This is a genomic window from Caulobacter sp. 73W, from assembly GCF_041021955.1.
GTDB lineage: Bacteria > Pseudomonadota > Alphaproteobacteria > Caulobacterales > Caulobacteraceae > Caulobacter.
Genome location: NZ_CP158375.1, coordinates 567,972 through 581,255 on the forward strand (window position 1 = coordinate 567,972; position 13,284 = coordinate 581,255).

A 13,284-nucleotide genomic window follows, 5' to 3' on the forward strand; every position below is an offset into this window, starting at 1 on the left:
TTCTATGCCGTCAGCTCGGCCAGCGCCTTCAGCCCCCGCGTCAGACTGGCCCGCGTGCCTGGCGCGCCAAGCGACAGACGCAGGCCATTGGGCGGCGCGCCCGCCGCGAACAGGTCTGAGGTAGCGACGCCCAGTCCCCGCTCCCGCGCCAGCTCCGCCAGGGCCAGCCGATCCAGGCGCGCCGGCAGGTCGAGCCAGACGTGCAGGCTGTTGGCGCCGCCCTGGGCCGTGGGCAGCACCTCGGCCGCGATGGCGCGGCGCGCGGCGGCCTCCGTCCGCACCCCGGCCAGCAGCGCCTCGGCCGCGCCGGTCTGCATCCAGCCGGCGAACACCGCGCTCATCAACGGCGCCGGCATCATCGCCTGGGCGTGGGCGGCGTCCGCCACCGCCTTGGCCGCCGCCTCGTCGGGCGCGACCACGAAGGCCGTGCGCAGCCCTGGCGACAGGGACTTGGATAGGGTGGCCACGTGAAAGGTCCGCTCCGGCGCGAACACCGCCACGGCTGGCGTCGGCGTGTCGGGCAATCGGCCGTAGGCGTCGTCCTCGATGATCGTCAGGTCGTGGCGGCGGGCGATCTGCGCCAGGCGACGCCGCCGTTCCTCGCCCAGGGTGGCGGCGGTGGGGTTGTAGAGCGTCGGCACCAGATAGAGCGCTCTAGCCGCCCCATTCCGGCAAGCCGCCTCCAGTGCATCGGGCGACATCCCCTCCTCGTCCGCCTCGACGGTGATCAGCCTCAGGCCCCGCTGCCGCGCGGCGGCGATCAGGCCGGGATAGGTCAGGTCGTCGACCACTAGCCCGTCGCCGGGTCTCAGGCGAACCTGCATCACCGCGTTCAGCCCCGCCTGGGCGCCAGCGGTCACCACCACGCGCGCCGCATCCACCGCCTTGCCCAGCAGCGGCTCCAGCCAGCGCGCGCCGGCCGCCCGTTCCGGCGCCGCCCCTGTGGGCGCGCGATAGGCCATCACCGCCGCAAGGTCGCTGCGCTTGAGGATGCGCGACATCTCCTCGTCGAGGGCCGCCGCCAGCGACACGCCGAACGGCTGCGGCGGCAGGTTCATGGACAGATCGACGACGGAGCGAATCTCCTCCCCGGCCGTTGAACGGATGAAGGTGCCCCGGCCGACCTCCCCCTCCAGCAGGCCACGCTCGCGCGCCAAGCCGTAGGCTCGGGTGATGGTGGTGAAGTCCACAGCCAGCCGAGCGGCCAGGGCTCGCTGGGCCGGAAGGCGATCGCCGGGCTGCAGTCGCCCCGCCAGCACAGCCGAATGGATGGCGTCGGCCACGCGCACATAGACCGGTCCGCCCTCCGGCCGCAGTTCCGATGCGATCGCCTCGTCGGTCGTCATTGCAATGAACCACCCAGATGCATACATTGATGACCGATTGTATGCATATAGCTCTCGATTGTAGGCTCGCCAAGACCATGTCCGACCCGAACGACGTCCACACGCCCCCGGCCCCGATCATCAGCGGCCTGCGCTGCAAGTGCCCGCGCTGCGGAGAGGGCAAGCTGTTCGAAGGCTTCCTGAAGGTCGCGCCCGCCTGCAACGTCTGCGGTCTCAGCTACGCCTTCGCCGATCCGGCCGACGGTCCGGCCTTCTTCGTGATGACCGGCATCGGCTGCGCGATCATGGCCCTGTTCGCCTGGATCGAGATCGCGTACCAGCCGCCGATCTGGTTCCACTTCCTCTTCACCTTGCCCCTGTTCGCGGCGGGGTGCCTGGGCACGCTGCGGCCCGTGAAAGCCTGGCTGATCGCCTCGCAGTTCTATCACAAGGCCGAGGACGCCCGGTTCGAGAGCGTGGGCAAGCACGGCCCCTTCTGACCGGAACCCGTTCTGTCGCCAGCGGTTCTTCCTGGGATCACAACCAGCAGGGAGCATCGCCATGTCCACCGAAGTGAACGACAAGGCCGCCGTCGAAAAGCGCCTTTGGAAGGAAATCGACGACGCTCGCTTCGGCATGCTCGGGCTGACCCGGTCGGACGAGCATTTCCAACCGATGACCGCCTATGCGGAGCCCGAGACCGGCAAGATCTGGTTCTTCACCCTCAAGGACACCGATCTCGCCCAGGCGGTTGAGGAAGGCGCCATGGCCATGTTCACCGTCCAGGCCAAGGACGGCGACTTCCAGGCCTGTATCGGCGGTCACCTGATGCAGATGCGCGATCACGCCCGCATCGAGAAGTACTGGAACCCCGTCGTCGCCGCCTGGTATCCGGAAGGCAAGGACGATCCGCGCCTGACCCTGCTGTGCCTCGATGTCGAGGACGCCGCAATCTGGATCTCCAAGGGCGGTCCGGTCCGCTTCGCCTGGGAAGTCGCCAAGGCCAACGTCACGGGCAGCCAGCCCGACATGGGCGACCGCGCGAACCTCGACCTGCACTGACATGAACGCACATCGGGGAAGACTGAAGCTAAAACCCCTGCGCGAGCAGGTCATGGTCATCACCGGCGCGACATCCGGCATCGGGCTGTCCACGGCCCGAGCCGCGGCGGCCCGTGGCGCGCGTCTGGTGCTCGCGGCGCGCAACGAAGAGGCGTTGAAAGACGTCTGCGCCGACCTGCGCGGCAAGGGAGCCGAAGTCGCCTATTGCGTGACGGATGTGGGAGACGCCGAACAGATTGATCGTCTGGCCGCCTGCGCTGTGGACCGGTTCGGCGGCTTCGACACCTGGGTGAACAACGCCGGGGTCTCGATCTTTGGCGACGTCACCCGCGTCCCGCTGGATGACCAGCGCAAGCTGTTCGACACCAACTACTGGGGCGTTGTTCACGGCTCCCTGGCGGCGGTTGAGAAACTTCGCAATCGCCCGCACGGCGGAACGATCATCAATGTGGGTTCGATTCTCGGCGACGTGGCCATCCCCACTCAGGGGGCCTACTCCGCTTCCAAGCACGCGGTACGGGGGTTCACCAACGCCCTGCGCATGGAACTGATGGAGCAGAAAGCGCCGATCACGGTGACGCACATCAAACCCAGCGCCATCGACACGCCCTACAAGGACCATGCGCGCAACTACGTCGGCCAAGCGATGCGCAACCCGCCGCCCGTCTACGCCGCGCCCTTGGTCGCCCAGGCGATCCTGTACGCGGCCGAGCACCACGTGCGGGAGATGACGGTCGGCGGCGCGGGCCTCTTCCAGACCTTGGCCTGGAGCGCTTGGCCGCAACTGGCGGAGCAAGTGATGGCGCGGCTGCTTCCCGCGCTCTCGAAGGATAAGTCGGCCAAGCGCTTGCCGAACGACGACAACCTTCACCACGCAGGTCAGGACCTGCGCGAGCGCAGCTATTATCCTGATGTCCGCGAGACAAGCCTGTTCTCGACCGCCCAGATGCGCCCCCTGGCCACGGCGGGCATTGCGGCCCTCGCCCTGGCGGGCGTCGGCGCGGCCTATCATCTGGGTCGGCAGCGCAAGCGCACGCGCGCCTTGGAGCCCGCGTGACGCTGTAATCGCGCGCCTTCAGGGAAGCAGAGACTTCTCGCGCCCCAGATTAAATGTCGGGAACCCGACAAATCAAAGAATAGCCGTGACTAGGCGGACCCTGTGCTTTCCGAGCACAGGGTTTCCGCATTCCGAACGCTTTCCGGCATTTGTGTCGGCTACCTGACGGCGCCGCATTTCGCGGACCTATAGCTTGCAACCCTCGCTTAGGGGGTCGCGTTGTGATTCCCAGGCAAAGCTAAGGAACCCGCCGTCCGGTGAAGAACAGATTTCTCGCAGCCCTACCCCCGGACGATTACAGCTTGGTATCCGCTCATCTCACCCAAGTGGAGTTTGAGAAAGGACGCCTGCTCTATGATCCGGGCGATCCCGTAGAGACCGTTTATTTTCCACACGACTGCGTCATTTCCTTGATGACGCTTATGGAGAATGGAGCGGCGATCGAATCCTCGACTATCGGCCGCGAAGGCGGCTTGGGTCTGGGCACGGCTTTCACGCCTCGCATTTCGCTGTCCCGCGCCATCGTCCAGGTACCAGGCTCGGCCTCGCGCATCGGGGTCAGCCAGTTCCAGGACGTGGTCAAACGCAGCGCCACGCTACAGACCCTGATCCACAAGCACTCGGACGCCCTGTTCGGCCACGCCATCCAGTCGGTGGCCTGCAACGCCCTGCATTCGGTCGAGGCGCGCTTCTGCCGCTGGCTGCTGACCTGCCACGACCGCATTGACGTCGACACCGTCAGCCTGACCCAGGAATTCCTGGCCGACATGCTGGGGGTGCAACGCACGACGGTGACCGCCGTGGCCGGCGCCCTGCAGGCCAAGGGTCTGATCCGCTATCGCCGTGGCATCGTCGACATCCTCGACCGCGCCGGCCTAGAGGCCATGACCTGTGAATGCTACGGCGCTTCGCGTCGCCTGTACGAGAAGCTGCTGCCGATCTCGTTCGAGTAATCTCTCCTCCTCTGTAGCGAAGCGTACGGGGGGAGGTGGATCGGCGCGCAGCGACGCGACGGAGGGCGCGCTCTTCTGAACCTCAGCTAGCGCCCCCTCCACCATGCTTCGCATGGTCCCCCTCCCCCGCAAGCGGGGCAGGAGAAGAGCTAGGCGTAGAAGACGCTGGCGCCGCGATCCGCCGGGCCGGCGCCTTGGCGCATCCAGCCGAACAGCTCGCGGCCGAAGCCATGCTGGTCCGCCGGCTTCACGGCCGCCGGGCGGGCGCGCAGTTCGGCCGCGTCCACCAGGATGTCCAGCACGCCGTTGTCGGCGTCCAGGCGCACCAGATCGCCGTCCCGCACATAGGCCAGCGGGCCGCCGTTGGCGGCTTCCGGCGTCACGTGGATGGCGGCGGGCGTCTTGCCCGAGGCGCCGGACATGCGGCCGTCGGTGACCAGCGCCACCTTGAACCCACGGTCCAGCAGAACGCCCAGCGCCGGCGACAGGCTGTGCAGTTCCGGCATGCCGTTGGCGGCCGGCCCCTGGAAGCGGACCACGGCGATGAAGTCGCGGTCCAGCTCGCCGCGCTTGAAGGCGGCGAGGAAGTCTTCCTGAGTCTCGAACACGATCGCGGGCGCCGTCACCGTACGATGCTCCGGCTTCACGGCGCTGGTCTTGATGACCCCACGGCCCAAGCCGCCCTTCAGCAGGCGCAGGCCGCCCTCGTGCTGGAAGGGGTCGCTGACCGGACGCAGGATGTCGCGGTCCAGGCTCTCCGGGGCGCCGTCCTTCCAGACTAGGGTCTCGCCATTCAGATGCGGCTCCTGGGTCAAGCGCGACAGGCCGTGGCCGGCGACGGTCAGCACGTCCTCATGCGCCAAGCCGGCGATCAGGAGTTCGCGCGTGACAAAGGCCATGCCGCCGGCGGCGTGGAATTGGTTCACGTCGGCCGAACCGTTGGGATAGACGCGGGCCAGCAGCGGCACCACCGCGGACAGCTCGTCCATGTCCTCCAGCTCCAGCTGGATGCCCGCCGCCCGCGCCATGGCGGGCAGGTGCAGGGCGTGGTTGGTCGAGCCGCCGGTCGCCATCAGGCCGACGACGCCGTTGACCACGGCCTTCTCGTCGATGACCCGGCCGCTGGGCGCAAACGCGTCGCCCTTGCCCGTGATCGCGGCGACGCGATGGGCGGCGGCGCGCACCAGGGCGTCGCGCAGGGGCGTGTTGGGATGCACGAAGGCGCTGCCCGGCAGGTGCAGGCCCATCAGCTCCATCAGCATCTGGTTGGAGTTGGCCGTGCCGTAGAAGGTGCAAGTGCCCGGGCCGTGGTAGGAGGCGCTCTCCGCCGCCAGCAGTTCGTCACGGCCGACCTTGCCCTCGGCGTACAGCGCGCGGACACGGGCCTTCTCGCTGTTGGGCAGGCCCGAGGTCATGGGCCCGGCGGGGACGAAAATCGCCGGCAGATGGCCGAAGGTCAGGGTCCCCATCACCAGGCCCGGCACGATCTTGTCGCAGACGCCCAGCGCCAGGGTGGCGTCGAACGCATCGTGGGTCAGGGCCACGGCGGTGGCCATGGCGATCACCTCGCGCGAGAACAGCGACAGCTCCATGCCCGGGCGGCCCTGGGTGACGCCGTCGCACATGGCGGGCACGCCGCCGGCGAACTGGGCCGTGGCGCCGACTTCGCGGGCCGCCGCCTTGATGATGTCGGGATAGCGCTTCAGCGGCTGGTGGGCCGAGAGCATGTCGTTATAGGCCGAGACGATGCCGATGTTCGGCGCGTTCAGGTCCATGACCCGCAGCTTGTCCTGAACCTCCTCGGCGGCGAAGGCGTGGGCCCAGTTGGCGCAGGACAGCTTGGCTCGGCCGGGGCCGGCGGCGGCCGCGGCGTCCACCTGCGCCAGATAGGCGGTGCGGGTTTCGCGGCTGCGCTCGACGATGCGGGCGGTGACTTCGGCGACGGTCTTGTTCAGGGGAGCGGACATGGTCTTCCTCACGCGGCCCACAGGACGCGGACAGGGGCTTTGCTCTGCGCCAGCACGGCGCCGATGGGATAACGCGCGGGGTCGGCGAGGGCCGCCTCGACCACCGCCTTCTTGGCCGCGCCGGTGACCAGCAGGATCAGGCTGCGGCTCTGGACCAGGGCGGCCAGGGTGAAGGTCAGGCGGGTCTGCGGCGGGGCCGGCTCGCCGGCGGGCGCGGCCAGAACCACCTTGCGCGACGAGAGATCCAAACCCTCGTCCAGGGCGGGATTGCCCGGGAACAGCGAGGCGAAGTGGCCGTCCTCACCCATGCCCAGCAGCACGGCGTCCAGCGGCAGGATCCTGCCGTGCGACTTGGACGCCACCGACGCGGCCTCGCTGGGCGAGCCGTCGGAATACATCGGCAGGAACTTGGCGACCGCCGCGCGGTCCTTCAGCAGATGCTCGCGAATCAGCTTCTCGTTGCTGTCGGGCGCGGTGTTGGGGACGAAACGCTCATCGACCAGGGCGGTCGTCACCTGATCCCAGGCCAGCTCCACCTTCGACAGCCGCTCATAGACCGGAGCCGGGGTCGTGCCCCCCGCCCCGGCAAGGCTGGCGTAGCCCTTGGCTCGCAGGCCGGCGCGCAGGGCGTCGGCCATGGCCTCGGCCGCCGCGTCATAGGCGGCTTCGCGGCTGGCGAAGGTCTCGATCTCAGCCATTCCAGGCGCGGCCCTTCGTCTTGATCAGGTCGTCGGAGGTCGCGGGACCCCAGGCGCCGGCCGGATAGGTCTGCGGCTTGATGCCGGCTTCGGCCCAGGCGTCGGCGACCCCGTCCACATAGGCCCAGGCCTGCTCGACCTCGTCACGACGCACGAACAGGGTGCGGTCGCCCTTGAACACGTCCAGCAGCAGCCGCTCATAGGCGATCCTGCGGCGACCGCCGAACGCGGCGGCCAGGCTCAGCGACAGGGGCAGCGCCTGCAGGCGCATGCCGTCGGCGTCCAGGCCGGGCTGCTTGTTCATCATCAGCAGCTTGATGTCTTCGTCCGGCTGCAGGTCGATGACCAGACGGTTGGACACCAGGTCGTGACGCCCCTCCCCGTCGAAGATCGAGTGCGGCACGCGCTTGAACTGGATGACGATCTGGGTGCGCCGCTCCGGCAGGCGCTTGCCCGTGCGCAGGAAGAACGGCACCCCGGCCCAGCGCCAGTTGTCGACATACGTCTTCAGGGCGACGAAGGTCTCGGTGTCGGTCTTCTTGCCGACCTCCTCCAGATAGCCCTTCACTTCCTTGCCCTCGACCACGCCCTTCAGATACTGGCCGCGCACCGAATGGGCGGCGGCGGTCTCGGGCGTGAATGGGCGCAGGGAGCGCAGGACCTTCACCTTTTCTGAGCGCACGGCGTCGGGATCGAGGCCTGAGGGCGGCTCCATGGCCACCAGGCACAGCAGCTGCAGCATGTGGTTCTGCAGCATGTCGCGCAGGGCGCCGTACTCGTCGTAATAGGGCCAGCGCTCGCCGACGCCTTCGGTCTCGGCCACGGTGATCTGGACGTGGTCGATGGACTGGGCGTTCCACAACGGCTCGAACAGCACGTTGGCGAAGCGCAGGGCCATCAGGTTCTGGACCGTCTCCTTGCCCAGATAATGGTCGATGCGGAAGATCTGCCGCTCCGTCACCACCTGGCCGACGGCCTCGTTGATCTGCTGCGAGGTCTCGAAGTCACGGCCGATGGGCTTCTCCAGCACCAGGCGCGTATCTTCGTGGGTCAGGCCCGCCGCCTGCAGGGCCGCGCACACTGGGGCGTACAGGCTGGGCGACAGGGCGAAGAAGACGGTCAGTTGGCCATGGTCGCCGATCTTCTCGGCCAGGGCTTTGGCGCCCTCTTCCTTGGTCAGGTCGCCGGCCACGTAGTCGAGACGCTCGACCAGGCGGGCCCAGGCGCCGTCGTCCTTGCCGCCGCGCTTCAGCAGGTTCTCGCGCACCAGGCTGATATAGCCGTCGCGGTCCAGCTCGTGCCGCGCGACGCCGAAGATGCGCAGCCCTTCCGGCAGCAGGCGGTCCGCCTCCAGGAAATACAGGGACGGCAGCAGCATGCGCAGGGCGAGATCCCCGCCGCCGCCCAGCAGCACCAGAACCTCGCCGCCCTTTTCCGATTTCCCCGTCGGCGCCATGCGCTCTTCCTTCTTATGACAACGCTGTCATGTCCTACATACGCAATCGACGCGCGGATTACGAGGCCCCACGCGCGCGTAAGCGGCGCGATAGTTACGAGCTAAGTCTTAAGGCCGCCATATGACCAATTCTCTTTATGCGGTCAGGTTTTCGCGAGCCTGCGCGCACCCGCGATCAACGGCTTTTCGATCCATTGGTGGCAAGCCAGGCCGCAAACTGCCGCGACAATCAGCATCGCCGGAATAAAAAGCCAGGGCAGACCGGGCCAGATGAGTCGCGCCACCAACGGCGCGATCAGGATGTGAAGCAGGTAGATCGAATAGGACGCATCGCCCATCCGCTGCAGGATCGGCAGGCGAAACACCCGCGCCTCCTCGAAACTCAACGCCGCCGTCACGATCATCAGCGCCGGCCCCCCCCAGGTGATCGGTCGCCAGTTGCCGGGCACGAAGGCCGCGAAATGCTGGATCGCCAGCAGGACGAAGGCCACCACGAGCAAGGCCGTCGCCCCGCCCTCCCCCGGCAGCCCGCCCGCTCGCCAAGCTCGGGCCAGGGCCATGCCGGCCACGAACTCCATCAGCATGGGGTTGGCCAGGACCAGATAGGCCGGCGGGAACGCGGCCCCGAACACGCAGACCATCGCCAGGGCCGTACTCACGAATTTCAGGCGCGACTGCGGCGCGAACGCCAGGGCGAAGGCGAAGGTCAGATAGAACAGCGCCTCATAATGCAGGCTCCAGCCCGGCGGGATCAGCGGGAACGGCCAGCCGTCCGGATCGACGTGCGGGATGAAGGCCAGCGACAGGCCCAGATGCCCCCAATCCGGAATGATCCGCGGAATCGCTCCGCGCCAGAAGAAGGCTATGGCGAACGCCGCCAGGCTGAGCGTCCAGTACAGCGGCACGACCCGCGAGGCACGGCGCAGGATAAATCGTCCCGGCTCCTGACGCCGTTCAGCGGCCATGGCGTCCATGATGAAGCCGCTGATGACGAAGAAGACGTCGACCCCCGCCGCGCCGATCTCGAAATCCAGCCGGCTCCATTGGGCCGCATGGAACGCCGCCACCGACAGGGCGGCCAGCCCCCTCAGGGCCTGGATGGAGCGCAGGGTCCGCAAGTCAGCGCCGGTCGAACGCCAATCGCGCGGCGAAGGCGATGAACACCGCGCCGGTCAGGCGATCCAGGGTCGCCACCACCGCCGGCCTGCGCAGCGCCTTGGCCAGGGGCCGCGTGGCGGCGATCAGTCCCACCGTCCAGATGAGACCAAGGACGAAGTGGATGGCCGCCAGGCCGAACATGAACGGCCCCGCCGCCACGCCCTCCGGCGTGAACTGCGGCAGGAGCGAGATGTAGAACACCCCGATCTTGGGGTTCAGCAGGTTGGTCAGCAGACCCCGGCGCATCCAGGTGAAATCGCCGCCGCCCTTCCCCGCCTCGGCCGCCTGCATCTCGAACGCCTTGCGCGGCTTCAGCAGCAGCTTGACGCCCAGCCACAACAGATAGGCCGCGCCCGACCACTTCAGGACGGTGAAGGCTGTCTGCGAGGCGGCCAGCAGCGCGCCCAGGCCCACCGCCACGGCCGCGCCCCAGACCAGGCAGCCGATCCCGATCCCCAGGCCAGCCAATATGGCGCGGCGCGGCCCCTCCGCCGCCGCCGTGCGCAGCACCATGGCCGTGTCCAGACCCGGCGTGGCGGTCAGGACGGCCGCGGCGGCGGTGAAGGCGAGCAGGGATTGGATGACGGTCATGGCGACGCTCCGTGATGCGCCCGTTCTAGCAACGCGCCAAAGATTCCACACGCCATGAGTGGCGGTCCCCTGCGCCCCGTGGCACTGGTCGCCCACCGACAACAGCCGTGGGAGTCGCCGGTGCGCGTCAGCGAGATCAATTTCGACGGACTGGTCGGGCCGACGCACAACTATGCGGGCCTGTCCCTGGGCAACGTCGCCTCGCAGGGCAATGCGGGCGATGTGTCCAAGCCCCGCGCCGCGGCGCTGGAGGGTCTCTCGAAGATGCGCCAGCTGATGGCGCTGGGTCTCGAGCAAGGCTTCCTGCCGCCCCATCACCGCCCGGCCGTCGGCCCGCTGCGGGCGCTCGGCTTCTCCGGGACCGACGTGCAGGTCCTGACCCAGGCGGCGGTCGAGGATCCGTCCCTGTTGCGCAACGCCAGCTCCGCCTCGGCGATGTGGGCGGCCAACGCCGCCACGGTGATCGCCGCCCCCGACAGCGGCGACGGCCGCACGCACCTGGTGGTCGCCAACCTGTCGACCATGCTCCATCGCGGTTTCGAGCACGAGGAGACCTATCGGAACCTGCGCTCCATCTTCCGTGACGAGGCGCACTTCGCCGTCCACCCCGCCCTGCCCGCCAGCGCGCATTTTAGCGACGAGGGCGCGGCCAACCACATGCGCCTAGCCGCCAACCAGGGCGCGCGCGGGATCAACGTCTTCGTCCACGGCGAGGCGCGCGGCGGCCGCTATCCCGAACGCCAGCAGCGGCGCGCCAGCGAGGCGGTCGCCCGGCTGGGCGGGCTGAAGGGCGGCGATGCGATGTTCGCGCGCCAGTCCCTCACCGCGGTCGAGGCCGGGGCCTTCCACAACGACGTGGTGGCGGTGGCCAATGAGCGCCTGCTGCTGGCCCATCCCGACGCCTTCGACGACAAGGGCCTGCTGTTCGACGTGCTGTCGGCGCGCCTGCCGCAACTGGTCATCGAGGAAGTGGACGTCAGCCTGGAGGCCGCCGTCCGCTCGTACCTGTTCAACAGCCAGCTCGTGACCCTGCCGGACGGCGACATGGCCCTGATCCTGCCGGCCGAGGCGGAAGCGGAGAACACCGTCTGGGCGGCGGTGCAGAAGCTGGTCGACGGCCCCTCGCCCATTCGCCGCGCGGTTATCGTCGATGTGCGCGAAAGCATGCGCAACGGCGGCGGCCCCGCCTGCCTGCGCCTGCGCGTTCCCGTGCCGGACGCGGCCCGCGCGGGGATGGACCAGCGCTTCCTGCTGGACGAGCGGCGGATCGAGGCGCTGGAGGCCCTGATCGAGGCCGCCTGGCCGGAGGCGATCGCCCCCTCCGACCTGATCGACCCCGAACTATGGCTTCACGCCGGCGCCGCCATGGACGCCCTGCGGGTCACCATCCAGAATTTCTGAAAGACCAAAGGTCTCGCAAGGCTTGACGCCGCAGGCTTTGCGATGAAATCGTGACGCCCGTTAAGGTTAAGCTCGACGGCGTGATTCAACGCGTCCGCACTCGCACGACGATTTTGGGGGATCGCATGCGCAGGACCAGCAGCACGACCGCGCGCCCGTGTCGTTAGACGCGGCCATCAGCCCGGTCGAACGCATCCCGTTCACCGACGCCCTTCCCCTCCTGCAGTTCATGCAGGTGCTCGCGCCGTTCGTCTTCCTGGCCTCTTTCCTGGTGATCTGGGCGGTGACCTCCCTGACCCTGATCTATGGCGGCGCGCCCGACAGCCCGCCCCTGGGCGTGATCCTGATGCGGCTGATCAGGCCCGGCTGGACTCCGCGCCGACGCAAGGCCGCCGCCCGCAAGGGACGCAAGAGCAAGGACTATGTGGTCGAGCCGGTGTCCTTCGGCCGCAAGAAGACCGCCGCCAGCTACAACGCCGACCTGGCGCCGGTTCAAGTCCGCTCCTGACGTTCTACTCCGCGGCCGCGCGCAGGTAGATCGAGCGCTTGGGCGCCGACATCACCCGCTGCAGCATCGGCTCGAACGCCTCCAGCGGCATGGACTTGAACGCCGGGTCGAAGGCCGGCTGGTCATAGGCGTGGCAGAACCGGGCCGTCTTCTCAAACGCCGCGTGACCCCGGAACTGCTCGCGCATGTTCTTGTCCAGGCCCAGATGGTCGAAGAAGTAGTAGCCCTGGAAGATGGCGTGCTGGGCGACCATCCAGTGGTTCTCCTCCGACACGAAGGGCTGGACGATAGCGGCCGCGATGTCCGCGTGATTGCGCGGTCCCAGGATGTCGCCAATGTCGTGCAGCAGCGCGCAGACGACATACTCCTCGTCCTGGCCGTCCTGATGGGCCCGCGTGGCGGTCTGCAGGCTGTGCTCCAGCCGATCGACGGCGAACCCGCCGCAATCGCCCTGCAGCAGCTTGAGGTGCGCGAGCAGCCGGGTCGGCAGATCCCGGCCGAACTCCATCGAGGCGTGGGCGATGATCGCCCAATCCTCGGCCGTGCCCTCGGTCATGGCGTGGAACTTGGCCCGCGCCTCCTCGCCGTGATGCCCGTCCGCCATGGCCCGCTTCCCCATACGCTTGTTTGACCGAAGGTTGCGCCCGATGAACCAAGGCGTCAACGCGCCTTGCGGCCCCGCTCCGATCCGCTATGTTCCGGCCTCCGCCGGGCGCGCCCGGCCGACGCGGCCGTAGTTCAGAGGTAGAACGTCAGCTTCCCAAGCTGAATGTCGGGGGTTCGATTCCCCCCGGCCGCTCCAATCCCCCCGCAAACCGCCCGGCGTCCCGCTCACAGGCGCCTCGCCAGTCGACTTATTCTGCATTTACAACACACTAGAGACGCCAACTGCGACATTGGCGCATCATCTTGCACTCTCGTGGCATCACGCCCGGCTTTATGCGCACGATGGCGATGATTGGCGCATCATAGTGTCGGCACCCGCACCCCCTCCTCACCACCCTCGGTTCGCGGACCAGTGATCACGCTGGCCCGTCGGCCTGCTTCTGCGGGCCGCGGAGCGCCTACACCCGAGGGTCGCGGCCGGCGCCTCATCGATCGATCCGGT

General features: G+C 68.3%; 13 protein-coding genes and 1 tRNA gene. 7 read left to right on the forward strand and 7 right to left on the reverse strand.

Annotation, left to right across the window (positions count from 1 at the left end; all coding sequences use genetic code 11):
* Positions 1-2: 2 nt before the first annotated feature.
* Entirely contained in the window at positions 3-1,346 is a 1,344-nt protein-coding gene (locus ABOZ73_RS02725) for a PLP-dependent aminotransferase family protein (RefSeq protein ID WP_369060512.1), read from the reverse strand.
* A 77-nt stretch (positions 1,347-1,423) separates the two neighbouring features.
* Between ABOZ73_RS02725 and ABOZ73_RS02730 the strand changes: the two genes are divergently transcribed.
* The 4 genes from ABOZ73_RS02730 to ABOZ73_RS02745 all read left to right on the forward strand — a co-directional run bounded on the left by ABOZ73_RS02730 (position 1,424) and on the right by ABOZ73_RS02745 (position 4,397).
* Entirely contained in the window at positions 1,424-1,825 is a 402-nt protein-coding gene (locus tag ABOZ73_RS02730) for a DUF983 domain-containing protein (protein WP_369060513.1), read from the forward strand.
* A 61-nt stretch (positions 1,826-1,886) separates the two neighbouring features.
* Complete coding sequence (locus ABOZ73_RS02735; protein WP_369060515.1) at positions 1,887-2,387, forward strand: pyridoxamine 5'-phosphate oxidase family protein; 501 nt, start codon at positions 1,887-1,889, stop codon at positions 2,385-2,387.
* Position 2,388: 1 nt separating this feature from the next.
* Entirely contained in the window at positions 2,389-3,444 is a 1,056-nt protein-coding gene (locus ABOZ73_RS02740) for an SDR family oxidoreductase (RefSeq protein WP_369060516.1), read from the forward strand.
* A 413-nt stretch (positions 3,445-3,857) separates the two neighbouring features.
* Complete coding sequence (locus ABOZ73_RS02745) at positions 3,858-4,397, forward strand: Crp/Fnr family transcriptional regulator (RefSeq protein WP_369062473.1); 540 nt, start codon at positions 3,858-3,860, stop codon at positions 4,395-4,397.
* A gap of 149 nt (positions 4,398-4,546) precedes the next feature.
* Here ABOZ73_RS02745 and edd read toward each other — a convergent pair whose 3' ends face one another.
* The 5 genes from edd to ABOZ73_RS02770 form a co-directional block, all read right to left on the reverse strand.
* Positions 4,547-6,364 carry a phosphogluconate dehydratase gene (gene edd, locus ABOZ73_RS02750; RefSeq protein WP_369060518.1) on the reverse strand — a complete coding sequence of 606 codons (1,818 nt, stop codon included), beginning with the start codon at positions 6,362-6,364 and terminating at the stop codon, positions 4,547-4,549.
* Between the two features lie 8 nt (positions 6,365-6,372).
* Complete coding sequence (pgl, locus tag ABOZ73_RS02755) at positions 6,373-7,062, reverse strand: 6-phosphogluconolactonase (protein WP_369060520.1); 690 nt, start codon at positions 7,060-7,062, stop codon at positions 6,373-6,375.
* Complete coding sequence (zwf, locus tag ABOZ73_RS02760; protein ID WP_369060522.1) at positions 7,055-8,518, reverse strand: glucose-6-phosphate dehydrogenase; 1,464 nt, start codon at positions 8,516-8,518, stop codon at positions 7,055-7,057. The genes pgl and zwf overlap by 8 nt, the downstream gene beginning before the upstream one ends.
* 143 nt (positions 8,519-8,661) lie before the next feature.
* A complete protein-coding gene (locus ABOZ73_RS02765; protein ID WP_369060524.1) occupies positions 8,662-9,636 on the reverse strand; it encodes an acyltransferase family protein in 975 nt (324 codons plus the stop codon).
* A 1-nt stretch (position 9,637) separates the two neighbouring features.
* On the reverse strand, positions 9,638-10,267 hold the full coding sequence (locus ABOZ73_RS02770) for a LysE family translocator (RefSeq protein WP_369060526.1): 630 nt from the start codon (positions 10,265-10,267) through the stop codon (positions 9,638-9,640).
* 54 nt (positions 10,268-10,321) lie between these two features.
* On the opposite strand from ABOZ73_RS02770, the gene ABOZ73_RS02775 reads away from it, so the two are divergent.
* Positions 10,322-11,668, forward strand: a complete 1,347-nt coding sequence (locus ABOZ73_RS02775) for an N-succinylarginine dihydrolase (RefSeq protein ID WP_369060528.1) — start codon at positions 10,322-10,324, stop codon at positions 11,666-11,668.
* Positions 11,669-11,825: 157 nt separating this feature from the next.
* Positions 11,826-12,176 (forward strand): hypothetical protein, encoded by a 351-nt coding sequence (locus tag ABOZ73_RS02780; protein WP_369060530.1) that lies wholly within the window; start codon positions 11,826-11,828, stop codon positions 12,174-12,176.
* Between the two features lie 4 nt (positions 12,177-12,180).
* Here ABOZ73_RS02780 and ABOZ73_RS02785 read toward each other — a convergent pair whose 3' ends face one another.
* Positions 12,181-12,780, reverse strand: a complete 600-nt coding sequence (locus ABOZ73_RS02785; protein ID WP_369060531.1) for an HD domain-containing protein — start codon at positions 12,778-12,780, stop codon at positions 12,181-12,183.
* A 123-nt stretch (positions 12,781-12,903) separates the two neighbouring features.
* Here ABOZ73_RS02785 and ABOZ73_RS02790 point away from each other — a divergent pair.
* A tRNA-Gly gene (locus tag ABOZ73_RS02790) sits at positions 12,904-12,978 on the forward strand.
* The last annotated feature ends 306 nt before the right edge of the window (positions 12,979-13,284 follow it).

Coding starts and splice junctions, on each gene's coding strand:
- ABOZ73_RS02725 (WP_369060512.1), bottom strand. CDS start 1,346: ATGACGACCGACGAGGCGATCGCATCGGAACTGCGGCCGGAGGGCGGA.
- ABOZ73_RS02730 (WP_369060513.1), top strand. CDS start 1,424: ATGTCCGACCCGAACGACGTCCACACGCCCCCGGCCCCGATCATCAGC.
- ABOZ73_RS02735 (WP_369060515.1), top strand. CDS start 1,887: ATGTCCACCGAAGTGAACGACAAGGCCGCCGTCGAAAAGCGCCTTTGG.
- ABOZ73_RS02740 (WP_369060516.1), top strand. CDS start 2,389: ATGAACGCACATCGGGGAAGACTGAAGCTAAAACCCCTGCGCGAGCAG.
- ABOZ73_RS02745 (WP_369062473.1), top strand. CDS start 3,858: ATGACGCTTATGGAGAATGGAGCGGCGATCGAATCCTCGACTATCGGC.
- edd (WP_369060518.1), bottom strand. CDS start 6,364: ATGTCCGCTCCCCTGAACAAGACCGTCGCCGAAGTCACCGCCCGCATC.
- pgl (WP_369060520.1), bottom strand. CDS start 7,062: ATGGCTGAGATCGAGACCTTCGCCAGCCGCGAAGCCGCCTATGACGCG.
- zwf (WP_369060522.1), bottom strand. CDS start 8,518: ATGGCGCCGACGGGGAAATCGGAAAAGGGCGGCGAGGTTCTGGTGCTG.
- ABOZ73_RS02770 (WP_369060526.1), bottom strand. CDS start 10,267: ATGACCGTCATCCAATCCCTGCTCGCCTTCACCGCCGCCGCGGCCGTC.
- ABOZ73_RS02775 (WP_369060528.1), top strand. CDS start 10,322: ATGAGTGGCGGTCCCCTGCGCCCCGTGGCACTGGTCGCCCACCGACAA.
- ABOZ73_RS02785 (WP_369060531.1), bottom strand. CDS start 12,780: ATGGCGGACGGGCATCACGGCGAGGAGGCGCGGGCCAAGTTCCACGCC.